The organism is Klebsiella sp. AqSCr (assembly GCF_008452795.1).
In the GTDB taxonomy this organism is placed as follows: Bacteria; Pseudomonadota; Gammaproteobacteria; order Enterobacterales; family Enterobacteriaceae; genus Klebsiella; species Klebsiella pneumoniae.
In genome coordinates this window covers 2,735,017-2,756,226 of sequence record NZ_MJDM01000005.1, presented here as the reverse complement: position 1 = coordinate 2,756,226, position 21,210 = coordinate 2,735,017, and the positions used below count along the sequence as shown (strand labels likewise).

Genomic DNA, 21,210 nt, shown 5'->3' with positions numbered 1-21,210 from the left:
ATGCTTACTTACCCTCCCGTGAAGAAGGTCTCGGTGGTTATCCCGGTTTATAACGAACAGGATAGCCTGCCGGAACTGCTTCGTCGTACGGATGCCGCCTGCGCCACCCTGGGGCGGCAATATGAAATTCTGTTGATCGACGATGGCAGCAGCGACGATTCCGCGCGCATGCTCACCGAAGCCGCCGAGGCGGAAGGCAGCCACGTCGTCGCCGTGCTGTTAAACCGTAACTACGGCCAGCACTCGGCGATCATGGCCGGCTTCAGCCATGTAACCGGCGATCTGATTATTACCCTCGACGCCGACCTGCAAAACCCGCCGGAGGAGATCCCGCGGCTGGTGGCGAAGGCTGATGAAGGTTACGACGTGGTGGGCACCGTCCGCCAGAACCGTCAGGACAGCATCTTCCGTAAAACCGCGTCGAAGATGATCAACCGCCTGATCCAGCGCACCACCGGCAAAGCGATGGGCGACTACGGCTGCATGCTGCGCGCTTACCGCCGCCATATCATCGACGCCATGCTCAACTGCCATGAGCGCAGCACCTTTATCCCGATCCTGGCGAATACCTTCGCCCGGCGCGCGGTGGAGATCCCGGTGATGCACGCCGAGCGCGAATTCGGCGACTCCAAATACAGCTTTATGCGCCTGATCAACCTGATGTACGACCTGGTGACCTGTCTGACCACCACGCCGCTGCGTCTGCTCAGCATTTTCGGCAGCGTGATTGCCCTGCTGGGCTTCGCCTTCGGCCTGCTGCTGGTGGTGCTGCGTCTGGCCTTCGGCCCACAGTGGGCGGCGGAAGGGGTGTTTATGCTCTTCGCCGTGCTGTTCATGTTCATCGGCGCCCAGTTTGTCGGTATGGGCCTGCTCGGGGAGTATATCGGCCGCATCTATAACGACGTGCGCGCCCGCCCCCGCTACTTTATTCAACGTGTTGTTCGCCAGCCGGAAACGGCATCTAAAGAGGAAGATCGTTCATGAAAGCCGTAGTCTTCGCTTATCACGATATGGGCTGCACCGGTATCCAGTCCCTGCTGGACGCCGGGTATGATATCGCTGCTATTTTCACCCACCCGGATAACCCTGGCGAAAACCATTTCTTTGGCTCCGTGGCGCGCCTTGCCGCCGAGCAGGGTATTCCGGTGTGGGCGCCGGAAGACGTGAACCATCCGCTGTGGATTGAGCGTATCCGCGAGATGAAGCCGGACGTGCTGTTCTCCTTCTACTATCGCAACCTGCTGGGCGATGAGATCCTCAATCTGGCGCCGAAAGGGGCGTTCAACCTGCACGGTTCGCTGCTGCCAAAATATCGCGGCCGCGCGCCGCTGAACTGGGTGCTGGTCAATGGCGAAAGCGAAACCGGCGTCACCCTGCACCGGATGGTGAACCGCGCAGACGCTGGCGATATCGTCGCCCAGCAGGCCGTGGCGATTGGCGCGGATGACGCCGCCCTGACGCTGCATCGTAAGCTGTGCGCTGCCGCCACTGAGCTGCTGAGCCGGGCGCTGCCGGCGATCCTCGCCGGCACCACCGATGAGCGTCCGCAGGATCACAGCCAGGCAACCTATGTGGGGCGTCGTACCCCGGAAGATGGCCGGCTGGACTGGGAGCTGCCGGCGCAGACCCTGCACAATCTGGTGCGTGCGGTCTCGGATCCGTGGCCGGGCGCCTTCGGCTACGCCGGAGCGAACAAGTTTATCGTCTGGAAATCCCGCGTTCGCCACGATTTGCCAGCAGCTAAACCGGGCACCGTGATCTCCATTGCGCCGCTGATCGTCGCGTGCCAGGACGGGGCGCTGGAGATTGTCACCGGCCAGACCGAACGCGGCGTGTACATGCAGGGCGCTCAGCTGGCGCAGGCGCTGGGCCTGGTGTCCGGGGCGGTGATCAGCAGCAAACCGGTGGTGGCGATTAAGCGTCGCACCCGGGTGCTGATCCTCGGCGTCAACGGCTTTATCGGTAACCACCTGACCGAGCGCCTGCTGCAGGACGACAACTATGAGATTTACGGTCTGGATATCGGCTCCGACGCCATCAGCCGTTTTCTCGACTGTCCGCGTTTCCACTTTGTGGAAGGCGATATCAGCATTCACTCCGAGTGGATCGAGTATCACATTAAGAAATGCGACGTGGTGCTGCCGCTGGTGGCCATCGCCACGCCTATCGAATACACCCGCAACCCGCTGCGCGTGTTCGAGCTGGATTTCGAAGAGAACCTGAAAATCATCCGCGACTGCGTAAAATACAATAAGCGCATTATCTTCCCGTCGACCTCGGAAGTGTACGGCATGTGCACCGACAAAAATTTCGACGAAGATAGCTCCAACCTGGTGGTGGGGCCGATCAACAAACAGCGCTGGATCTACTCGGTCTCCAAGCAGCTGCTGGATCGTGTGATCTGGGCCTATGGCGATAAGAATGGCCTCAAGTTCACCCTGTTCCGTCCGTTCAACTGGATGGGGCCGCGTCTGGATAACCTTAATGCCGCGCGTATCGGTAGCTCCCGCGCCATCACTCAGCTGATCCTCAACCTGGTGGAAGGGTCGCCGATCAAGCTTATCGAAGGCGGCAAGCAGAAGCGCTGCTTCACCGACATCAGCGACGGTATCGAAGCGCTGTTCCGCATCATCGAGAACAAAGACGGCCGCTGCGACGGGCAGATCATTAACATCGGCAACCCGGATAACGAAGCGAGCATCAAAGAGCTGGCCGAAATGCTGCTCGCCTGCTTCGAACGTCATCCGCTGCGCGATCGCTTCCCGCCGTTCGCCGGCTTCCGTGAAGTGGAAAGCAGCGATTACTACGGAAAGGGCTACCAGGACGTTGAGCATCGTAAGCCGAGCATCCGCAACGCCAAACGCTGCCTGAACTGGGAGCCGAAGGTGGAGATGGAAGAAACGGTCGAACACACGTTGGACTTCTTCCTGCGCACGGTTGAACTGGTGGACGATAAAAATCCATGAAACAGGTCGGCTTACGCATAGATGTCGATACCTTTCGCGGCACGCGGGACGGCGTTCCGCGGCTGCTGGAGCTGCTGGGCCGGCATGGGATCCAGGCAAGCTTCTTCTTCAGCGTCGGGCCGGACAATATGGGGCGCCACCTGTGGCGCCTGGTAAAACCGAAGTTTCTGTGGAAGATGCTGCGTTCCAGAGCCGCCTCGCTGTACGGCTGGGATATTCTGCTGGCCGGCACCGCCTGGCCGGGGCGCCGCATCGGCGCAGGGAACGAAGCGGTGATCCGCGCCGCCGCCGAATCTCATGAAGTCGGCCTGCACGCCTGGGACCACTACAGTTGGCAGGCGTGGAGCGGCGTCTGGCCGCAGGAACGGCTGGCGCTGGAAGTTGAGCGCGGCCTGCTGGAGCTCGAGCGCATCATCGGCCGGCCGGTGACCTGCTCGGCCGTCGCCGGCTGGCGCGCCGATCAGCGGGTGGTTAAAGCCAAAGAATCCTTCGATTTTCTCTACAACAGCGACTGTCGCGGCACGCGGCCGTTTCTGCCCCAGCTCGGCAGCGGCGTCTCTGGTACGGTGCAGATCCCGGTCACGTTGCCGACCTGGGACGAGGCGGTGGGCACGGCGGTGGATATCGCCGGCTTTAACCGCTACCTGCTGGACTGCATCCATCGCGATGCGGGCGTGCCGGTCTATACCATTCACGCTGAAGTGGAAGGCATTGCCTACGCCGATCAGTTCAATGAACTACTGACCATGGCGGCGGAAGAAGAAATTCAGTTTTGCCCACTGAGCCAGCTGCTGCCCGCTGACTTTAGCGAGCTGCCCTCAGGCAAAGTGGTTCGTGGTGAACTGGCTGGCCGGGAAGGCTGGCTCGGACGTGAACAATTACTGACTTCGGGTATTTGATGAAAAGCATTCGCTATGGCGTCTCTCTGATTGCGCTGTTTGCGCTGTATTATCTGCTGCCGCTCAATTTCCGTTTGCTCTGGCAACCCGACGAAACCCGCTACGCGGAGATCAGCCGTGAAATGCTGGCCACCGGCGACTGGGTGGTACCGCATTTTCTCGGCCTGCGCTACTTCGAAAAACCGATTGCCGGTTACTGGATCAACAGTATCGGTCAGTGGCTGTTTGGCCATAATAACTTCGGCGTACGCTTCGGGTCGGTCTTCGCCATCACCATGACCGCCCTGCTGGTGGCCTGGCTGGCGTGGCGGATCTTTCGTGATAAGCGGGTAGCTATCCTGTCGCCGATTATCTTCCTCACCGCGATGCTGGTGTATGCGATTGGCACCTATGCGGTGCTGGACCCGATGATCACCCTGTGGCTGGCGCTGGCGATGTGCAGCTTCTGGGGCGCGGCGCAGGCGCACAGCCGCAGCGGCAAAATACTGGGCTACGTGCTGCTGGGCGTCGCCTGCGGGATGGGGGTGATGACCAAGGGCTTCCTGGCGCTGGCGGTGCCGGTGGTGGGCGTTCTGCCGTGGGTGATCGCCCGTAAACGCTGGCGTGAAGTGCTGACCTACGGCTGGCTGGCGGTAATCGTCTGTACGCTGGTGGTGCTGCCCTGGGGGCTGGCTATCGCTCAGCGCGAGCCGGACTTCTGGCGCTACTTCTTCTGGGTCGAGCATATTCAGCGTTTTGCTGAAAAAGACGCCCAGCACAAAGCGCCGTTCTGGTACTACATCCCGTTCCTGATCGCCGGCAGTCTGCCGTGGCTGGCCCTGCTGCCGGGGGCGCTAAAGCGCGGCTGGCTTGAGCGCGATGAGGCCCGCGGCGCGCTGTATCTGTTAGGTTGGGTGGCGATGCCGTTCCTGTTCTTCAGTATCGCCAAAGGCAAACTGCCGACCTATATTCTGCCGTGCTTTGCGCCGCTGTCGATCCTGATGGCCCGCTACGCGCTGGAGGCCGCAAAGACCGGCGCGAAAGCGTTGCGCATCAACGGGATGATCAACCTGGGCGTTGGTTTGCTGGGGCTTATCGCCGTGCTGGTGGTCTCGCCGTGGGGCTTCATGCATAAGCCGGTGTGGACCAAGATTGAGCTGTATAAATGTCTGCTGGCGGCGATCGCTTTTGCCGTCTGGGCGCTGATGGGCTGGCTGGCGATGAAAGACTCTGGCCGCCGCTGGAGCCTCGCCGCGCTCTGTCCGCTCGGCCTGGCGCTGCTGGTGGGCTTCGCCATCCCGGACCGGGTTATCGACAGCAAACAGCCGCAGTTCCTCGTGGATATCGTCAGCGAATCCCTGCAGCCCAGCCGTTACGTCCTGACCAACAACGTTGGGATCGCCGGCGGCCTGGCCTGGGAGCTGAAGCGAAGCGATATTATTATGTTCGACAAACAGGGTGAGCTGAAGTACGGTCTCGACTGGCCGGATGCTCAGGGAAGCTTTGTCAGCCAGGCCGGTTTTGCCGACTGGCTGGCCGCGCATCGTCAGCAGGGGCCGGTCTCGCTGGTGCTGTTGATGGATAAAGGAGAGAGTATGCTCGACTTACCGTTACCGAAACCGGATAACGCCTACGAGCTGGGCCGGGTCGTTTTCCTTCAGTACCTGCCGCAATGAGCGTCTGGATCTGTCTGGTGTGCGCCAGCCTGCTGAGCTGCGCCGGACAGCTCTGCCAGAAACAGGCGACCCGCCCGTCCCGTCGCGGACGGCGGAGTCGCCATATACTCTTCTGGTTGGGGATGGCGCTGTTATGTCTGGGCTGCGGCATGCTGCTGTGGCTGAGCGTCCTGCAGTCTATTCCGGTCAGCATCGCCTATCCGATGCTGAGTCTGAATTTCGTCTGGGTTACCCTCGCGGGCTGGGGCATCTGGCATGAGCCGGTCGCCCGTCGCCACTGGCTTGGTGTCGGGTTGATCGTCGTGGGCATTGTCATTCTGGGGACCAGCGTCTGATGGGCTTTTTCTGGGCATTACTCAGCGTCGGCCTCGTCAGCGCCGCGCAGTTGCTGCTGCGCAGCGCCATGGTGGCCTTGCCGCCGCTGACCGATATTGTGGCATTTCTCCAGCATCTGCTGCATTTCCAGCCCGGGACTTTCGGCCTGTTTTTCGGCCTGCTGGGCTACCTGCTGTCGATGGTCTGCTGGTACTTTGCCCTCCATCGCCTGCCGCTGTCGAAAGCGTATGCGCTACTGAGCCTGAGCTATATCCTCGTGTGGGCCGCCGCCATCTGGCTGCCCGGCTGGCATGAGCCGTTCTACTGGCAATCGCTGCTGGGCGTGGCGATCATCGTCGCCGGCGTATTGACCATCTTCTGGCCGGTGAAACGCCGCTAGCCGGGGAGCCGGCTTTTGGGACGGCCCGGGCCGAGCAGGATCGCCAGCTTGCTGCCTCCGACGGTGGTTTCCATCCAGATTTTACAGACGCTGGTTAACGGCACTGAGAGCAGCATTCCCACCGGCCCCAGCAGCCAGCCCCAGACCAATAACGACAGGAACACCACCAGGGTCGACATCCCCAGCCGGTGGCCCATCATGCGCGGCTCCACCATGTTGCCCAGCACCATATGCACCACCAGAAACAGCGCCCCTACCAACAGGCACTCATAGATGCCGCTGAACAGCAGCGCCTGCAGCATGGGGGGGATAGCGGAGATGGCGGAGCCAATGTTCGGCACATAGTTCAGCAAAAACGCCAGCACCCCCCACATCAGGGCGAACTGTACCCCCATCGCCAGCAGCCCCAGCCAGACAATCAGCCCGGTCCACAGGCTAATCAGCGTCTTCAGCGCCAGATAATGGGTGACGCCTTTCAGCGCCCGGTGCAATCCGGCGATATGCAGGCGCGGGTTATTGAGGGCAAAACGCAGTTTGTAGGGCAGGTGGCGAACCTCAAACAGCATAAAGATCACCGTCATCACCAGCAGCACGATGCTGGCCATCGCCCCGGAAAGCTGGGTCATCAGCGTCGTGGCCCAGGTCATCAGCCGTTCTGAATCCATGCGCCGCAGCATCCGCTCCGGATTGATATGCAGATTAAGGAAGGGGAGATACTCCTGGAGCTGGAGGATCTTGCGCGTCAGGGCGCGGTTGAAATCGGGCAGCATGGCGACAAAGTCATTGAGCGACGCCGCCAGCACGCCGAGCAGCGCGGTGAGCATCACCAGCATCGCCGTCACCACCAGGGTAATGGCGAACGGACGCCGCACCCCGCGGCGAATGAACCAGGTGACCAGCGGGTTGAGAACAATAGCGAAAAACAGCGCCAGCAGCAGCTGCACCAGGATATCGGCGGCGGCGTGGATCCCGGCGAGGATAATCACCAGCGCCGCCAGCTTAAGTAAAATATGAAGCCCGGCTTTATCAGCCTGCGGAGGGGACATAGGTATTCCTTTTATGAGTCGCGCCAGATAAGTGTAGCGGTTCGCCGACTGCCAATATTCCGAAAGGAGGGCTGCTTTTCCGCCGACAGCGTGGTAATAGTGAAAGCTGGTTGTCGAAATCTGGTGGAACCTGATGCCCGAACCCGTCGCCGAACCGGCGCTTAATGGACTGCGCCTCAATCTGCGGATTGTCTCTGTCGTTATCTTTAACTTTGCCAGCTACCTCACCATCGGCCTACCGCTGGCGGTGCTGCCCGGCTATGTTCATGAAGTCATGGGCTTTAGCGCTTTCTGGGCCGGGCTGGTGATTAGCCTGCAATATTTCGCCACGCTGCTCAGCCGCCCGCATGCCGGGCGCTATGCCGACCTGCTGGGGCCCAAAAAGATTGTCGTCTTCGGCCTCGGCGGCTGCTTTTTGAGCGGTTTAAGCTATCTGCTGGCCGCCTGGGGCAGCGGCTGGCCACTGATTAGCCTGCTGCTGTTATGCCTCGGACGGGTGATCCTTGGTATCGGCCAGAGCTTCGCCGGCACAGGCTCGACGCTGTGGGGCGTCGGCGTGGTCGGTTCGCTGCATATCGGGCGGGTGATCTCGTGGAACGGGATTGTGACCTATGGGGCGATGGCGATGGGCGCGCCGCTCGGCGTGCTGTGCTATTCGCACATTGGCCTCAGCGGTCTGGCCGGGGTCATTATGGCGGTAGCGCTGGTGGCTATCCTCTGCGCGCTGCCCCGCGCGGCGGTGAAGGCTGCCAAAGGCAAAGCGATGTCGTTTCGCGCGGTGCTCGGCCGGGTCTGGCCCTACGGCATGGCGCTGGCGTTGGCCTCCGCCGGCTTTGGGGTGATCGCCACCTTTATCACGCTATTTTATGACGCCAAAGGTTGGGACGGCGCGGCTTTCGCGCTGACATTATTCAGCTGCGCGTTCGTTGGCGCGCGGCTGCTGTTTCCCAACGCCATTAACCGACTCGGCGGGCTGAACGTGGCGATGCTCTGCTTTAGCGTGGAGGCGATCGGCCTGCTGCTGGTCGGCTTTGCCGATACGCCGATGATGGCGAAAATCGGTACTTTCCTTACCGGGGCTGGCTTTTCGCTGGTCTTCCCGGCGCTGGGGGTGGTGGCGGTGAAAGCGGTGCCGCAGCACAATCAGGGGTCGGCGCTGGCGACCTATACCGTGTTTATGGATTTGTCGTTGGGCGTCAGCGGGCCGCTGGCCGGATTGCTGATGGCGTGGACCGGGATCTCGATGATTTATCTCGCCGCGGCGGGGCTGGTGATGGCGGCGCTGCTGTTGGGCTGGCGGCTAAAAAAACGGCCCCCGGTTAGCGAACCGGAGGCCAGCGCACCAGGCCAGTAATTACTGGATGGTGAGGGTGTTGATGATGCTTTCCGCTTCGGTCTGCGCCTGCTGCTGGTTATCCGCCGGCAGGGTGACCTGCAGGGTCAGCAGCTTGTCATCCACTTTGCCGAGGATCACGGAAGACCAGGCGGTCTGCCCCTTGGCGGAGATAATGCTGTCCAGCTGCTGCAGGGTATGGCCTTTAATCTCCAGCGGTTTATTGCTCACCACCTGCAGCTGCGGGTCGCGGCTGCGCTGCTGATCTTCCAGGCGTTTCGCCAGCACCGCCAGATCTTCATTGGTGCTGTCGCCGACGATGACGATGACCGCTTTCTGGCCGGTAGCGTCAGAGTAGACGTGCATATTGTTCGCCTGGGTACCCAGTTTGCCGCTCTGGTCGGCCATGCCCGCAGGCAGGGTGAAGCTCAGCTTGCCATCCAGCAGGCTGATTGCCTGGCCGCTGGCATTGCTCTCCGCTGCTGCGCCAACGGTTGGCGCTTTTGAATCGCTGTTATCGCAGGCGGCAAGCCCCATCACCAGCAGGCCAATACCGACATATTTAACCAAATTGCGCATTGACATCTTCCTTTCGATAAACGGCCACTAATGGCTCATCCGGCTATCTTAACACATCAGCCCGCGAGTACCTTTAACTCGGCTGTAATGCCGACAAATCAGATTTATCCGCCAGTCTTTTCAACAGCATATTTAACAGCACGCCGTACATCGGCAGGAAGAAAATGATGCTGATAAGCACTTTAAAGCTGTAGTCGACGAGGGCGATTTCCCCCCAGTGGGCGGCCATAAACGGGTCCGGGCTGCGCCAGAAAGCGATAAAGAAAAACGCCACGGTATCGCTGATGTTGCCGAACAGCGTCGAGGCGGTAGGGGCCAACCACCAGCGGCGGCTCTGCCGCAGGCGGTTAAAGACGTGAACGTCGAGGATCTGCCCCAGCGCATAGGCCATAAAGCTGGCGACGGCGATGCGCGCGACGAAGAGATTAAAGGTGCCCAGCGCGGCAAAGCCCTGCCATTCGCCCATGTAGAACAGCGCGGAGATGCCGTAAGAGATGGCCAGCGCCGGGACCATCACCGCGAAAATGATGCGTCGCGCCAGCGGGGCGCCAAAAATTCGCACCGTCAGGTCGGTGGCGAGGAAAATAAACGGAAAACTAAACGCGCCCCAGGTGGTATGGAAACCAAAGATGGAGATCGGCAGCTGAACCAGATAGTTGCTGGAGGTGATGACCAGCAAATGAAATAGCGAAAGCCAGACGAGCGCTTTTTTGCGCTGTACGGTAGTAAACGGATTCATATTGTGACCTTTTTATGCCCGTCATGCTTCAGGTGAATGAGCAATCGGCAGCGGAACGTTGGGGTGAGGGAACCCAATTAAAAACGGCTGCATGATACTGCGTTGCCGGCGTAATGCAATGGTTGTTTTTCGCGCAAACGTTAACCTGGCTTGCGTACTGGCGAGCAGGGGGTAAACTAAGGCCGTTTTGTTGACGTGAGACTAAAATGAGCGAACTTTTCTCCACTCCTGACCACACCCTGGATGCCCTGGGACTCCGCTGCCCGGAGCCGGTCATGATGGTGCGTAAAACCGTGCGGACGATGCCGGTGGGCGAGACGCTGCTGATTATTGCTGACGATCCGGCCACCACCCGCGATATCCCGGGATTCTGCCGCTTTATGGAGCATGAGCTGGTGGCCCAGGAAACCGAAGCCCTGCCGTACCGCTACCTGATCCGCAAAAGCCACTGAGCCTCTCCCGGATGGCGGCGCGTAGCGCCTTATCCGGGCTACCCCTTTATGCCGTTATGTTGTCTTTTGCCGGGTGGCGGCTACGCCTGACCCGGCTTACAGCAGCAACAAACCGCTCCACCCGTAGGCCCGCGCAAGCGCAGCGCCGCCGGGCGCTATTTCAGGCACAGTGTCCGATATTTTCCCCGGTGGCGGCTGCGCCTGACCTGGCCTACGTCCCTGAGCCTCTCCCGGATGGCGGCGCGTAGCGCCTTATCCGGGCTACCCGACGGTCTGGAACCGTAGCCCTGCTAAGCGTAGCGCGAGCAGGGAAGCCGGTATCGATGCTACAACTTCTTACGCAATAACCGCAGCGCGTTAGCCGTTACCAGCACGGTGGCGCCGGTATCCGCCAGCACCGCCAGCCACAGACCGGTCAGGCCGAGCAGGGTGGTGACGAGGAAAATCCCCTTCAGCCCTAAGGCAATCGCGATGTTCTGGCGGATATTGGCGTGGGTGGCGCGCGCCAGGGAAATCATCTGCGCCAGGCCGGTCAGACGGTTATGGGTCAGCGCGGCGTCGGCCGTCTCCAGCGCCACGTCGGTTCCGCTGCCCATGGCGATGCCGATGGTGGCCGCTTTCATCGCCGGCGCGTCGTTGATACCGTCCCCGACCATCGCCAGCGGCGCGTCGGCATTCAGCGCTATCACCGCGTTGACCTTGTCCGCCGGTAGCAGACCGGCGCGGAATTCCAGCCCCAGTTCGCTGGCGATGGCCGCCGCGGCGCGCGGGTTATCCCCGGTAAGGATCACCCCCTGAACGCCCAACTGATGCAAAGCATCCACCGCCTGACGCGCGTCGTCGCGCAGGGTATCGCGCAGCGCCAGAATGCCGAGCAGCGTCTCGCCGCGCATCACCAGCACTACCGTTTGCCCGGCGCTTTCCAGCTGCTGGATCTGCGCCTCATGCTCTGCCGGGGCGGCTTTGCTGGCTGCGCAGATCAGGATGCGGCTGCCGTTGACTTCGGCTTCGATACCAGAGCCCGCCAGCGCCCGCTGGCCGCTGGCAAGCGGAATGCTCAGCTGACGCCGCTGCGCTTCACGGACGATAGCCTGCGCCAGCGGGTGGCTGGAGCCTTGCTCCACTGCCGCCGCCAGCGCCAGCAGCGCGTTGTCGTCAACTTCGGCCGTGGCAATAACCGAAGTCACCTGCGGCTGGCCGACGGTCAGGGTGCCGGTTTTATCGAACGCCACCTGGCGCACCTGGCCCAGCTGTTCCAGCGCCGCGCCGCCTTTGATTAGCGCCCCGCGGCGGGCGGCGACCGCCAGGCCGGAGGTGATGGCCGCCGGCGTGGAGATGACCAGCGCGCATGGACAGCCGATCAGCAGCAGCGTCAGTCCTTTATAAATCCACGGCAGCCAGGCGCTGGCGAAGAACAGCGGCGGGACAATGGCGACCAACAAGGCCACCACCATAATGGCCGGGGTGTAGATCCGGCTGAAGCGGTCGATGAAGCGCTCGATTGGCGCCCGACGCTCCTCAGCCTCTTCAATCAGCTTCAGGATGCGGTCGATGGCGCTGTCGCCCGGTTCGGATATCACGGTAAGCTGCACCAGGCGGTCGACGCTGGTGGCGCCCGCCGCTACCCGTTCCCCGGCCTGACGCTCCACCGGCACCGACTCGCCGGTCAGGGCGCTTTCATCAAAGCTGGCAAACGGCGACAGCAGTTGTCCATCCGCCGGCAGACGCCCGCCGGCAGCCACTTCAATCACATCTCCGGGACGCAGGTCGCGCTGGGCGACGGTTTCCCGCACGCCGTTGCGCAGACGGATGGCGGTGTCGGGCTTCAGCGCCATCAGCGCGCTCACCCCCTGCCGTGCGCGGCTGGCGGCCCAGCCTTCGAGACGCTCGCCGATCAGGAACAGCAGCAGGACCATCGCCGCCTCCGCGGTGGCGCCGATAAACAGCGCCCCGATGGCGGCGACGCTCATCAGCGTTTCAATGGCGAACCAGCTCCCGCTCTTGATCAGGCGTAGCGCCTGGCGGGCAACCGGCCACAGGCCAACCAGGGTGGTGGCAATAAAGGCCAACTGACCGGCAGGGTGGTTGGCCTGCTCCAGCCCCCAGCTCAAGGCCATCATGATAACCAGCGTCAGTAACGGCAGATTGTCGCGCAGCAGCGACCCTCGGGTTTGCTCTGCTGCGGGAGCATCGGCATCGCGCAGCGTATACCCCGCCTGGCGGACCGCGTTCTCAACCTGAGCGCGGACATCGCCCTCGGCGTTAACCAGCAGCTTTTCTGTGGCGAACAGCACCTGGACCTGACTGACCCCGGGCACCTGACGGACCGCGGTTTCCACCTTGCGGGCGCAGGCGGCGCAGTCCATGCCATCTACCTGCCAGCGGTAGCGGGCGTCGCTAAGCGCTTCGGCGGCAGGGGCGGACTCTGTGGCGCAGGCGTGATCTGTACAGCAGCTCTCCGCCGGGGCGGTTGCTGGCCGCATGGTGAAAGACGAGAATTGTGGAACTTTTTTATCCTGCGCGTCTGGAGTCGACATGGCACCCTCCGGGAAATGATAATTTTCTCATTAGCCGTAGGATACACTCTGGAGTCGACTCCAGAGTCAAGGACTAAATTACAGGTACAGCGCGCGCACGATCAGGAAGTGGCCGGCAAAGTAGAATGCGGCGGCGATGGCGTTATCGGCGCGGAAGCGGCGACGATAGTGGCTCACCAGCCACACGGCATTGCTCAGCAGCAGCAGGGCTGCGCCGGCGAAACCGGACAGCGCGGTGTTGGTGGGGCGGGCAAACCACAGCTCACCGGCCAGCCAGACCATTACCAGCGTCATTCCGATAAAGGTCAGCACCGGCATTTTCATCTCTTCCAGCCGACTCCAGATCACCGCCATTAGCAGGGCGCCGAATACCAGCAGCACCAGTGGCAGCGGCCAGAAGAACGACAGCGTCAGCTGGCTGGCGAACCAGATGGTATACAGCAGATGTGACAGGAAGAAAGCGCCCACCGCGTACATCACCCGCTGGCGCGGCAGCAGGGTCAGGGCGTCGCCGAGCAGCGAGGCGCACAGGCCAGCCAGCACCAGATAGCTGATGGCATTGAACATCGGCGCCTGCCAGGCCAGTAACAGCAACAGAATCAGGGTGACAGGTTTAAAAACCCAGCGTCGCCATGCCGGCCCACGATAGGATGCATCGACATAAAGCCATGCGGAGAAACAGACAGCAATAAATGACCAAAGCATAGTAAGTCCCTGTATCTGTTATCATAAAGAAAGTTACGGATGCGTGATGCTACTACTCAGTGTAGTGGTTTGGTGTAGCAGATGACAATGTTATTCCCGACGCAGTATGCTGATTCCTGATATTTTTTATGGGTAACCCTAATGAGTAAAATGCCCCTCTTTTTTGTTCTGGTCGTCGCGGTGATTGTGGTGGCGGCTTCGTTTCGCTATGTCCAGCAGCGCCGTGAGAAACAGGCGAATGACGCCGCGCCGTTGCTACAAAAGCGGGTTATCGTCAGCAATAAACGGGAAAAAGTGATTAACGATCGGCGCTCGCGGCAGCAGACGGTGACGCCTGCAGGCAGTGAGATGCGCTATGAAGCGAGCTTTCGCCCCGAAAACGGTGGGCTGGAGGTGGTGTTTCGCCTTGACGCGCCGCAATATCACGCGCTGAGCGTCGGCGATCGTGGGATGTTGAGTTATAAGGGCACAGCGTTCGTGGCGTTTACGCCCGATCCCTGAGCCCTTTTCAGGACTATTTTTTCAGCGTCGCCTTCAGTTTTTTCTGCCAGGCGACGAGCTCAAACACGCCGAAAATAAAAATGCGGATTTGCTCAAAGCGGCTCAGCGGCGGCGCCTCTTTCGGCTGCGTCGCCTTGAGCAGCGTCAGCTGCAGACCGTGCATCAGGATCATGAAAATCAGCGCGACGTTGACAAAGATATTCAGCGGCTTCGGGAAGGGCTGAAACAGATTCAATAACAGAAAGGCCCAGACGCACAGCATCAGCAGGCGGCCTAAATTAATCAGCATGGTGCTCTCCTTGGGCCTCACGTTGGTAAAGACGGTAGGCGACCTGTCCGGCCACTTTTTCACGATACAATTGCCAGTTAGCCGGCACCGGCGGTAAGCCGTTTTCGACTTCGCTTTCGACGTACACCAGGGCCTCATCGGCCAGCCAGCCTTGTGTCTCCAGCAGACGTAGCGTCTCCTCCAGCAGCCCCTGACGGAACGGCGGGTCGACGAACACGATCTGGTGCGGGGTCCCCGGCTGGCTCAGGAAGCTGAGGGTGTTGGTGGTGATCACCTTGCCGCGATCCGCTTTCAGGGTGGCGAGATTTTTTTGCAGCTGCTGGGCTACGCCGCGCTCCATCTCCAGCAGCGTGGTGCTGGCCGCATAGCGGGACAGCGCTTCCAGCCCCAGCGCGCCGCTGCCGGCAAAGCAATCGAGGCAGTGCGCGTCAACAATGGACGGCGCCAGCCAGTTAAAAAGGGTTTCGCGAACCCGGTCGGTGGTCGGCCGCAGGCCCGGGCTCTCCGGCACCGGTAATTTACGGCCGCGCCATTGCCCGCCGATGATGCGGATCTGACCGCTGCCCGCGTGGTTTGGTTTTTTCATCTCTCTGCTCAAGTCTCAACTTCCAGCCTGCTATTCTAGCGATCGACGGCGGTTGACGAAACCTTAATCCGGGGGCGGTGCTGCGAGTTAAGTTAAGTGATAGACTATCCAACTAATTTCATCATTTTTTCAGCTTCTGATGAAGCTGCGCCATGAATAAACAGCGAGGAGTGTGGTCGCAAATGGCAAAAGAGAAAAAACGTGGCTTCTTTTCCTGGCTGGGCTTTGGACAGAAAGAACAGGCACAGGAAACCGAGACTGAGCAAAAAGTAGAAGAACAGCAAGCGGTTGCCGAAGAGATACCGGCGGTTGAAACCCCTGCTGAGCCGAGCGCGCCGAAAGCAGACCCGGAGGCGTTTGCCGAAGACGTCGTCGAAGTGACCGAGACGGTGGTCGAAAGCGAAAAAGCGCACCTCGCGGAGCCTGCCAGCGCGCAGGAAGAAGAGTGGGTGGAAACGCCTGCTCTGACCGAAGAAACGCCTGTTGTTGAACCGGAGCCCGCGGTCAGCGAACCGCCTGAACAGCCTGCGGTGGTTGAGCCGCTGGCGGAAGAGGTTATCGCCGAACCGGTGGTGGCGGAAGCCGTAGCAGAGCAGCCTGTGGAAGGCATCGTTGTCCAGCCGCAGGAGACAGAAGCGCCCGAAGAGGACGCGCCGTTAAGCGATGAAGAGCTGGAAGCGCAGGCGCTGGCGGCCGAAGCGGCAGAAGAGGCGGCGGTAGTGGTGCCGGCGCCCGAGGACGAGGCGCCGCTTGAAGCGCTGGCTCAGGAGCAGGAAAAACCGACAAAAGAAGGTTTCTTCGCCCGCCTCAAACGTAGCCTGCTGAAAACGAAGCAAAATCTCGGTTCCGGATTTATCAGCCTGTTCCGCGGTAAGAAGATCGACGATGATCTGTTTGAAGAGCTGGAAGAACAGCTGCTGATCGCCGACGTCGGGGTGGAAACCACCCGCAAGATCATTACCAACCTGACGGAAGGCGCCAGCCGTAAGCAGCTGCGCGATGCGGAAGCGCTGTACGGCCTGCTGAAAGAAGAGATGGGCGAGATTCTCGCCAAAGTAGACGAGCCGCTGAACGTTGAAGGCAAAACGCCATTTGTTATTCTGATGGTCGGCGTGAACGGGGTGGGGAAAACCACTACCATCGGCAAGCTGGCGCGTCAGTTTGAACAGCAGGGTAAGTCGGTGATGCTGGCGGCGGGGGATACCTTCCGTGCGGCGGCGGTGGAACAGCTGCAGGTCTGGGGCCAGCGTAATAATATCCCGGTGATCGCCCAGCACACCGGCGCCGACTCCGCCTCGGTGATTTTCGACGCCATTCAGGCGGCGAAGGCGCGCCATGTTGACGTACTGATTGCCGATACCGCCGGGCGTTTGCAAAATAAATCGCACCTGATGGAAGAGCTGAAGAAGATTGTCCGGGTAATGAAAAAGCTGGACGTCGACGCGCCGCACGAGGTGATGTTAACCATTGACGCCAGCACCGGGCAGAATGCTATTAGCCAGGCCAAACTGTTCCATGAGGCGGTAGGTTTGACCGGGATCACTTTGACCAAGCTGGACGGCACCGCCAAAGGCGGCGTGATCTTCTCGGTGGCCGATCAGTTCGGCATTCCGATTCGCTATATTGGCGTCGGCGAGCGTATTGAGGATCTGCGTCCGTTTAATGCGGGCGACTTTATTGAGGCACTTTTTGCCCGAGAGGATTAAGAATGATTCGCTTTGAACAAGTCAGCAAAGCCTATCTCGGTGGGAGACAAGCGCTGCAGGGGGTGACCTTCCACCTGCAGCCGGGCGAGATGGCGTTTCTGACCGGCCATTCCGGCGCAGGGAAGAGTACCCTGCTGAAGCTTATCTGTGGTATCGAACGGCCCAGCGCCGGGAAAATCTTCTTCAGCGGTCATGAAATCAGCCGTCTGAAGAGCCGTGAGGTGCCGTTCCTGCGCCGCCAGATCGGTATGATTTTCCAGGACCACCATTTGCTGATGGATCGTACCGTGTATGACAACGTGGCGATCCCGCTGATTATCGCCGGCGCCAGCGGCGATGATATTCGTCGTCGCGTCTCGGCGGCGCTGGACAAGGTTGGCCTGCTGGACAAAGCGAAGAATTTTCCCATTCAGCTCTCCGGCGGTGAACAGCAGCGCGTGGGAATCGCTCGCGCGGTGGTCAACAAGCCGGCGGTGCTGCTGGCGGATGAACCGACCGGCAACCTCGACGAGGCGCTCTCGGAGGGGATTTTACGTCTGTTTGAAGAGTTTAACCGCGTCGGGGTGACGGTACTGATGGCCACGCACGATCTGGGGCTTATCTCCAGTCGTCCGTACCGCGTGCTGACGCTTAGCGACGGCCATCTGCATGGAGGCATTCGGGGTGAATAAGCGCGACGCAATGAACCAGATTCGCCAGTTCGGCAGCAAGTTCGATCGCCTGCGCAACGCCGCGGGCGGCGGCGGCGGCGGACGCAATGCGCCAAAACGGCCGAAAGCGGCGCCTAACCCGGCCTCGCGTAAGAGCAACGTATTCAACGAGCAGGTGCGCTATGCCTGGCACGGCGCGCTGCAGGATCTAAAAAGCACGCCGCTGGCGACCTTCCTGACGGTCATGGTCATCGCCATTTCGTTGACCCTGCCAAGCGTCTGCTACATGGTCTACAAAAACGTCAGCAGCGCGGCGTCCCAGTATTATCCCTCGCCGCAGATCACCGTTTATCTGGAAAAAACGCTGGATGACGATGCCGCGGCGCGGGTGGTGGGCCAGCTGCAGGCGGAGCAGGGCGTCGACAAGGTAAACTATTTGTCCCGTGACGAGGCGCTGGGGGAATTCCGTAACTGGTCTGGCTTTGGCGGCGCCCTGGATATGCTGGAGGAGAACCCGCTGCCGGCGGTCGCCATCGTGGTGCCGAAGCTGGATTTCCAGAGCACCGAGGCGCTGAATACCCTGCGCGATCGGGTAACGCGGATCCAGGGCGTCGATGAAGTGCGGATGGACGACAGCTGGTTTGCCCGTCTCTCCTCGCTCACCGGGCTGGTAGGACGCGTGTCGGCGATGATCGGCGTGCTGATGGTGGCGGCGGTGTTCCTGGTGATCGGCAACAGCGTGCGCCTGAGCATCTTCGCCCGCCGCGATACCATTAACGTTCAGAAGCTTATCGGCGCCACCGACGGCTTTATCCTGCGTCCGTTCCTCTACGGCGGAGCGATGCTGGGCTTTTCCGGCGCGTTTTTATCGCTGATCCTGTCGGAGATTCTGGTAATGCGCCTCTCGTCGGCGGTGACCGAAGTGGCGAAAGTCTTCGGCACCCAGTTTGAGCTGAGCGGCTTAGGCTTCGACGAGTGTCTGTTGATGTTGATCGTCTGCTCGATGATCGGGTGGGTAGCCGCCTGGCTGGCGACAGTGCAACATTTACGTCACTTTACTCCCGATTAATAAAAGCGTGATATAATCTTTCCCTGCTGCAATGAGTTCCTGTTCGCAGGGAAAGATACCGCAAGCTTGTTCCCCTTTTCCTGCCCTCACTTTTTCATCGTGGTGTCACATTTTGTGCGTAATTTATTCACACCGTTGCATGGAACTTGTGGATAAAATCACTGTCTGATACTAATGTGAGTGATATTCTCGTTGCTCATGAATGCTGGCATGCTTGTTGCCTGATGGGGACAAGAACGCGTCAGAAGATATCAATTGAGAGGATTTGAATGACCAAAGAAATGCAAACTTTAGCTTTAGCCCCCGTTGGTAACCTGGAATCGTACATCCGGGCCGCTAACACTTGGCCGATGCTGTCGGCTGATGAAGAGCGGGAGCTTGCTGAAAAGCTGCATTACCAGGGCGATCTGGAAGCAGCGAAAAAGCTGATTCTGTCTCACCTGCGCTTTGTTGTTCACATTGCTCGTAACTACTCGGGCTATGGCCTGCCGCAGGCGGATCTGATCCAGGAAGGCAATATCGGCCTGATGAAAGCCGTGCGTCGCTTCAACCCGGAAGTGGGTGTGCGCCTGGTCTCCTTCGCCGTGCACTGGATTAAAGCCGAAATTCACGAATACGTGCTGCGCAACTGGCGTATTGTGAAGGTCGCTACCACCAAAGCACAGCGTAAGCTGTTCTTTAACCTGCGTAAAACCAAACAGCGTTTGGGTTGGTTCAACCAGGATGAAGTGGAAATGGTGGCCCGTGAGCTGGGCGTGTCGAGCAAAGACGTCCGCGAGATGGAATCCCGTATGGCGGCCCAGGACATGACCTTCGACATGTCGTCCGACGATGAGTCCGACAGCCAGCCGATGGCGCCGGTCCTGTATCTGCAGGACAAAACGTCTAACTTTGCTGACGGCATCGAAGACGATAACTGGGAAGAGCAGGCGGCGAATAAGCTGACTGACGCGATGCAGGGCCTGGACGAGCGTAGCCAGGACATCATCCGCGCCCGCTGGCTGGACGAAGATAACAAGTCCACGCTGCAGGAACTGGCCGACCGCTACGGCGTCTCCGCAGAGCGCGTGCGTCAGCTGGAAAAGAACGCCATGAAAAAACTGCGTGCCGCTATCGAAGCCTGATACGCCACGCCTGCCTGATACCTGATATCAGGCTCCCCGATAACGCCCCGCCTCAGGTTGGGGCGTTTTGTTTTTCTGCGTCCTCCCGGAGCAGGAGCATCTGCGGGCAGTGCGTCTGCAGGCAGCCGAGTAAGACGCTGAACGCCGACGCCATCTGCTCTTCGGGCTGGCTGGCGAATCCCATCAGTAATCCTTTCTTGCGCGCCGCCGTCAGGTAGTAGCGCGACAGCGGCCGCACCAGAATGTGCCGCGCATTGGCCTCTCTGGCGATCGCCACATCGTCAGCCTCTGCGGGCAAATTGAGGATCAAATGCAGCCCGGCATTATCGCTAAAGTCAGACAGGGCGTACGGCATACAGTGCCGCTGGATAAGCTCAGTTAAAAAGGCGCGGCGACGGCTGTAGAGCAGCCGCATACGGCGGATATGGGCCGAATAGTGGCCGGCGGTAATAAACTCCGCCAGCGCCATCTGGATCAGCGAATGGCCGCCGCGGTAAAGCTCGGCATGGGCGTGCTTCAGGTCGCTGACCAGCGGCCGCGGGATCACCACGTAGCCCAGGCGCAGGCCGGGATAGAGCGTCTTGCTGAAGGTGCCGATATAGACCACCGGGGCGTCGGCGACCAGACCCTGCAGGGCGGGGATCGGCTGACCGGAAAAGCGAAACTCGCTGTCATAATCATCTTCGACGATCCAGCTCCCCTGCTGACGGGCGAGTGCCAGCAGGCGCTGGCGGCGCTCAAGGCTCATCACCGCGCCCAGAGGATACTGGTGGGAAGGCGTAACGAAGATCAGCCTCGGCGCATCGTCAACCGTCTCCGGCGGGCACAGGCCGTTGGCATCGACGGTCAGGGGCTCTGCCCGAACGTCGTTCATCGCCAGCACGTGGCGGATCCCCCAGTAGGAAGGCTCCTCCACCCATGCCAGATCGCCGTTATCACACAGCATGCGGGTGACCAGATCGATCGCCTGGTGGATCCCCTCGGTGATAAGAATTTGATCTGACTGACAGTGGACGCCGCGCGACACGCGCAGATAATCCACCAGCGCCTGCTGCAGTTCCGGAGTGCCGCCGTTGCAGCTATAGCTGAGCCGCTCCGGTTTGGGCCGACGGCTGATGCGGGCCTGGATCTTACTGAACAGCGGGTGGGGAAAGGCGTTAACGTCCGGCACGCCGGGTATAAACGCTCCCCACTGGCGCGGGCTGGCGCTGACCTGGCCGAGCAGATGCTGGCCTCGGCGTGAAAGATGCGCCGTCGGTGCTGCGATACTGCTGTTTTCTTGCTGACCTTTAGCCGTCAATGAGCTCTCAGGGGCGGTTTGGGCAACGAATGTTCCGCTTCCCCGACGGGAAACCACATATCCTTCCGCCAGCAATTGTTCATAAGTTGTTAATATGGTGTTTCTTGATACGCCAAGTTCGCCCGCCAGGTCCCGCGACGGCGGCAGACGGCTTTGAGGCGCCAGCGAACCGTCGAGGATCGCGCGGCGCAGCGCGTTATATAAGCGTTTGTGCAGAAGAGGATCCCGCTCTTCCTGCAGACGGACCAGCACCAGGTCACCCACCAGCGAACGCAATTGGATCCCTCAGATATTCAAAATTGGTACTCGATTATAGGGCCAACTCCTGTGTAAATAAACGACATCGTTTCTAATTTGTT

The 21,210-nt window shown here is 60.3% G+C and carries 21 protein-coding genes; 13 read left to right on the top strand and 8 right to left on the bottom strand.

Features of this window, described 5'->3' with window-relative positions:
- The 6 genes from arnC to arnF are packed head-to-tail and all read left to right on the top strand — an operon-like array spanning position 1 to position 6,235.
- Entirely contained in the window at positions 1-984 is a 984-nt protein-coding gene (gene arnC, locus BHE81_RS17615; RefSeq protein WP_002921035.1) for an undecaprenyl-phosphate 4-deoxy-4-formamido-L-arabinose transferase, read from the top strand.
- The gene (gene arnA / locus BHE81_RS17610) at positions 981-2,966 is read left to right on the top strand and encodes a bifunctional UDP-4-amino-4-deoxy-L-arabinose formyltransferase/UDP-glucuronic acid oxidase ArnA (RefSeq protein WP_004901142.1); all 1,986 of its coding nucleotides are present in this window, start codon (positions 981-983) and stop codon (positions 2,964-2,966) included. Before arnC ends, arnA begins: the two co-directional genes overlap by 4 nt.
- Positions 2,963-3,865, top strand: coding sequence for a 4-deoxy-4-formamido-L-arabinose-phosphoundecaprenol deformylase (arnD, locus tag BHE81_RS17605; RefSeq protein ID WP_009308746.1), 903 nt, complete (start codon positions 2,963-2,965; stop codon positions 3,863-3,865). Before arnA ends, arnD begins: the two co-directional genes overlap by 4 nt.
- A complete protein-coding gene (gene arnT / locus BHE81_RS17600) occupies positions 3,865-5,520 on the top strand; it encodes a lipid IV(A) 4-amino-4-deoxy-L-arabinosyltransferase (RefSeq protein WP_004151418.1) in 1,656 nt (551 codons plus the stop codon). The genes arnD and arnT overlap by 1 nt, the downstream gene beginning before the upstream one ends.
- Positions 5,517-5,855 carry a 4-amino-4-deoxy-L-arabinose-phosphoundecaprenol flippase subunit ArnE gene (gene arnE / locus BHE81_RS17595; RefSeq protein WP_002920864.1) on the top strand — a complete coding sequence of 113 codons (339 nt, stop codon included), beginning with the start codon at positions 5,517-5,519 and terminating at the stop codon, positions 5,853-5,855. The genes arnT and arnE overlap by 4 nt, the downstream gene beginning before the upstream one ends.
- Positions 5,855-6,235, top strand: coding sequence for a 4-amino-4-deoxy-L-arabinose-phosphoundecaprenol flippase subunit ArnF (gene arnF / locus BHE81_RS17590; RefSeq protein ID WP_002920863.1), 381 nt, complete (start codon positions 5,855-5,857; stop codon positions 6,233-6,235). The genes arnE and arnF overlap by 1 nt, the downstream gene beginning before the upstream one ends.
- On the opposite strand, the gene BHE81_RS17585 is transcribed toward arnF, so the two are convergent.
- Positions 6,232-7,281 (bottom strand): AI-2E family transporter, encoded by a 1,050-nt coding sequence (locus BHE81_RS17585; RefSeq protein ID WP_004145147.1) that lies wholly within the window; start codon positions 7,279-7,281, stop codon positions 6,232-6,234. The genes arnF and BHE81_RS17585 overlap by 4 nt on opposite strands.
- 133 nt (positions 7,282-7,414) lie before the next feature.
- Here BHE81_RS17585 and BHE81_RS17580 point away from each other — a divergent pair, with 133 nt between their 5' ends.
- Positions 7,415-8,635, top strand: coding sequence for an MFS transporter (locus tag BHE81_RS17580; RefSeq protein WP_023301453.1), 1,221 nt, complete (start codon positions 7,415-7,417; stop codon positions 8,633-8,635).
- Here the strand turns inward: BHE81_RS17580 and BHE81_RS17575 are convergent, their stop codons facing one another.
- Entirely contained in the window at positions 8,636-9,193 is a 558-nt protein-coding gene (locus BHE81_RS17575) for a DcrB family lipoprotein (protein ID WP_002920861.1), read from the bottom strand.
- Between the two features lie 73 nt (positions 9,194-9,266).
- Positions 9,267-9,932 (bottom strand): 7-cyano-7-deazaguanine/7-aminomethyl-7-deazaguanine transporter, encoded by a 666-nt coding sequence (locus BHE81_RS17570; protein ID WP_002920860.1) that lies wholly within the window; start codon positions 9,930-9,932, stop codon positions 9,267-9,269.
- 206 nt (positions 9,933-10,138) lie between these two features.
- Between BHE81_RS17570 and tusA the strand changes: the two genes are divergently transcribed.
- A complete protein-coding gene (gene tusA, locus BHE81_RS17565) occupies positions 10,139-10,384 on the top strand; it encodes a sulfurtransferase TusA (RefSeq protein ID WP_002920858.1) in 246 nt (81 codons plus the stop codon).
- Positions 10,385-10,710: 326 nt separating this feature from the next.
- Here tusA and zntA read toward each other — a convergent pair whose 3' ends face one another.
- Positions 10,711-12,921: a Zn(II)/Cd(II)/Pb(II) translocating P-type ATPase ZntA gene (zntA, locus tag BHE81_RS17560; protein WP_004173985.1), complete on the bottom strand. Its 2,211-nt coding sequence runs from the start codon at positions 12,919-12,921 to the stop codon at positions 10,711-10,713.
- Between the two features lie 78 nt (positions 12,922-12,999).
- Positions 13,000-13,626 carry a lysoplasmalogenase gene (locus BHE81_RS17555; RefSeq protein WP_004173987.1) on the bottom strand — a complete coding sequence of 209 codons (627 nt, stop codon included), beginning with the start codon at positions 13,624-13,626 and terminating at the stop codon, positions 13,000-13,002.
- Positions 13,627-13,776: 150 nt separating this feature from the next.
- Here BHE81_RS17555 and BHE81_RS17550 point away from each other — a divergent pair, with 150 nt between their 5' ends.
- Positions 13,777-14,127: a DUF2500 domain-containing protein gene (locus tag BHE81_RS17550; protein WP_004173989.1), complete on the top strand. Its 351-nt coding sequence runs from the start codon at positions 13,777-13,779 to the stop codon at positions 14,125-14,127.
- Between the two features lie 13 nt (positions 14,128-14,140).
- Here the strand turns inward: BHE81_RS17550 and BHE81_RS17545 are convergent, their stop codons facing one another.
- Together BHE81_RS17545 and rsmD are read right to left on the bottom strand one after the other, a co-directional pair.
- Positions 14,141-14,416 (bottom strand): DUF1145 family protein, encoded by a 276-nt coding sequence (locus BHE81_RS17545; RefSeq protein ID WP_002920822.1) that lies wholly within the window; start codon positions 14,414-14,416, stop codon positions 14,141-14,143.
- Entirely contained in the window at positions 14,406-15,002 is a 597-nt protein-coding gene (gene rsmD, locus BHE81_RS17540) for a 16S rRNA (guanine(966)-N(2))-methyltransferase (RefSeq protein WP_002920820.1), read from the bottom strand. The genes BHE81_RS17545 and rsmD overlap by 11 nt, the downstream gene beginning before the upstream one ends.
- A gap of 182 nt (positions 15,003-15,184) precedes the next feature.
- Here rsmD and ftsY point away from each other — a divergent pair, with 182 nt between their 5' ends.
- From ftsY to rpoH, 4 genes are all read left to right on the top strand, one after another.
- Positions 15,185-16,708: a signal recognition particle-docking protein FtsY gene (ftsY, locus tag BHE81_RS17535; protein ID WP_004173992.1), complete on the top strand. Its 1,524-nt coding sequence runs from the start codon at positions 15,185-15,187 to the stop codon at positions 16,706-16,708.
- Between the two features lie 2 nt (positions 16,709-16,710).
- Positions 16,711-17,379, top strand: coding sequence for a cell division ATP-binding protein FtsE (ftsE, locus tag BHE81_RS17530; RefSeq protein WP_002920817.1), 669 nt, complete (start codon positions 16,711-16,713; stop codon positions 17,377-17,379).
- Positions 17,372-18,427, top strand: a complete 1,056-nt coding sequence (gene ftsX / locus BHE81_RS17525; RefSeq protein ID WP_004173994.1) for a permease-like cell division protein FtsX — start codon at positions 17,372-17,374, stop codon at positions 18,425-18,427. The genes ftsE and ftsX overlap by 8 nt, the downstream gene beginning before the upstream one ends.
- 269 nt (positions 18,428-18,696) lie before the next feature.
- The gene (rpoH, locus tag BHE81_RS17520) at positions 18,697-19,551 is read left to right on the top strand and encodes an RNA polymerase sigma factor RpoH (RefSeq protein WP_002920815.1); all 855 of its coding nucleotides are present in this window, start codon (positions 18,697-18,699) and stop codon (positions 19,549-19,551) included.
- Positions 19,552-19,603: 52 nt separating this feature from the next.
- On the opposite strand, the gene BHE81_RS17515 is transcribed toward rpoH, so the two are convergent.
- Positions 19,604-21,127: a PLP-dependent aminotransferase family protein gene (locus tag BHE81_RS17515; protein WP_004181476.1), complete on the bottom strand. Its 1,524-nt coding sequence runs from the start codon at positions 21,125-21,127 to the stop codon at positions 19,604-19,606.
- Positions 21,128-21,210 lie beyond the last annotated feature (83 nt).

Coding starts and splice junctions, on each gene's coding strand:
- ftsY (WP_004173992.1), top strand. CDS start 15,185: ATGGCAAAAGAGAAAAAACGTGGCTTCTTTTCCTGGCTGGGCTTTGGA.
- BHE81_RS17585 (WP_004145147.1), bottom strand. CDS start 7,281: ATGTCCCCTCCGCAGGCTGATAAAGCCGGGCTTCATATTTTACTTAAG.
- BHE81_RS17580 (WP_023301453.1), top strand. CDS start 7,415: ATGCCCGAACCCGTCGCCGAACCGGCGCTTAATGGACTGCGCCTCAAT.
- tusA (WP_002920858.1), top strand. CDS start 10,139: ATGAGCGAACTTTTCTCCACTCCTGACCACACCCTGGATGCCCTGGGA.
- arnA (WP_004901142.1), top strand. CDS start 981: ATGAAAGCCGTAGTCTTCGCTTATCACGATATGGGCTGCACCGGTATC.
- arnF (WP_002920863.1), top strand. CDS start 5,855: ATGGGCTTTTTCTGGGCATTACTCAGCGTCGGCCTCGTCAGCGCCGCG.
- BHE81_RS17550 (WP_004173989.1), top strand. CDS start 13,777: ATGCCCCTCTTTTTTGTTCTGGTCGTCGCGGTGATTGTGGTGGCGGCT.
- zntA (WP_004173985.1), bottom strand. CDS start 12,921: ATGTCGACTCCAGACGCGCAGGATAAAAAAGTTCCACAATTCTCGTCT.
- BHE81_RS17575 (WP_002920861.1), bottom strand. CDS start 9,193: ATGCGCAATTTGGTTAAATATGTCGGTATTGGCCTGCTGGTGATGGGG.
- arnT (WP_004151418.1), top strand. CDS start 3,865: ATGAAAAGCATTCGCTATGGCGTCTCTCTGATTGCGCTGTTTGCGCTG.
- rsmD (WP_002920820.1), bottom strand. CDS start 15,002: ATGAAAAAACCAAACCACGCGGGCAGCGGTCAGATCCGCATCATCGGC.
- BHE81_RS17555 (WP_004173987.1), bottom strand. CDS start 13,626: ATGCTTTGGTCATTTATTGCTGTCTGTTTCTCCGCATGGCTTTATGTC.
- BHE81_RS17545 (WP_002920822.1), bottom strand. CDS start 14,416: ATGCTGATTAATTTAGGCCGCCTGCTGATGCTGTGCGTCTGGGCCTTT.
- BHE81_RS17570 (WP_002920860.1), bottom strand. CDS start 9,932: ATGAATCCGTTTACTACCGTACAGCGCAAAAAAGCGCTCGTCTGGCTT.
- arnC (WP_002921035.1), top strand. CDS start 1: ATGCTTACTTACCCTCCCGTGAAGAAGGTCTCGGTGGTTATCCCGGTT.
- arnE (WP_002920864.1), top strand. CDS start 5,517: ATGAGCGTCTGGATCTGTCTGGTGTGCGCCAGCCTGCTGAGCTGCGCC.
- rpoH (WP_002920815.1), top strand. CDS start 18,697: ATGACCAAAGAAATGCAAACTTTAGCTTTAGCCCCCGTTGGTAACCTG.
- arnD (WP_009308746.1), top strand. CDS start 2,963: ATGAAACAGGTCGGCTTACGCATAGATGTCGATACCTTTCGCGGCACG.
- ftsE (WP_002920817.1), top strand. CDS start 16,711: ATGATTCGCTTTGAACAAGTCAGCAAAGCCTATCTCGGTGGGAGACAA.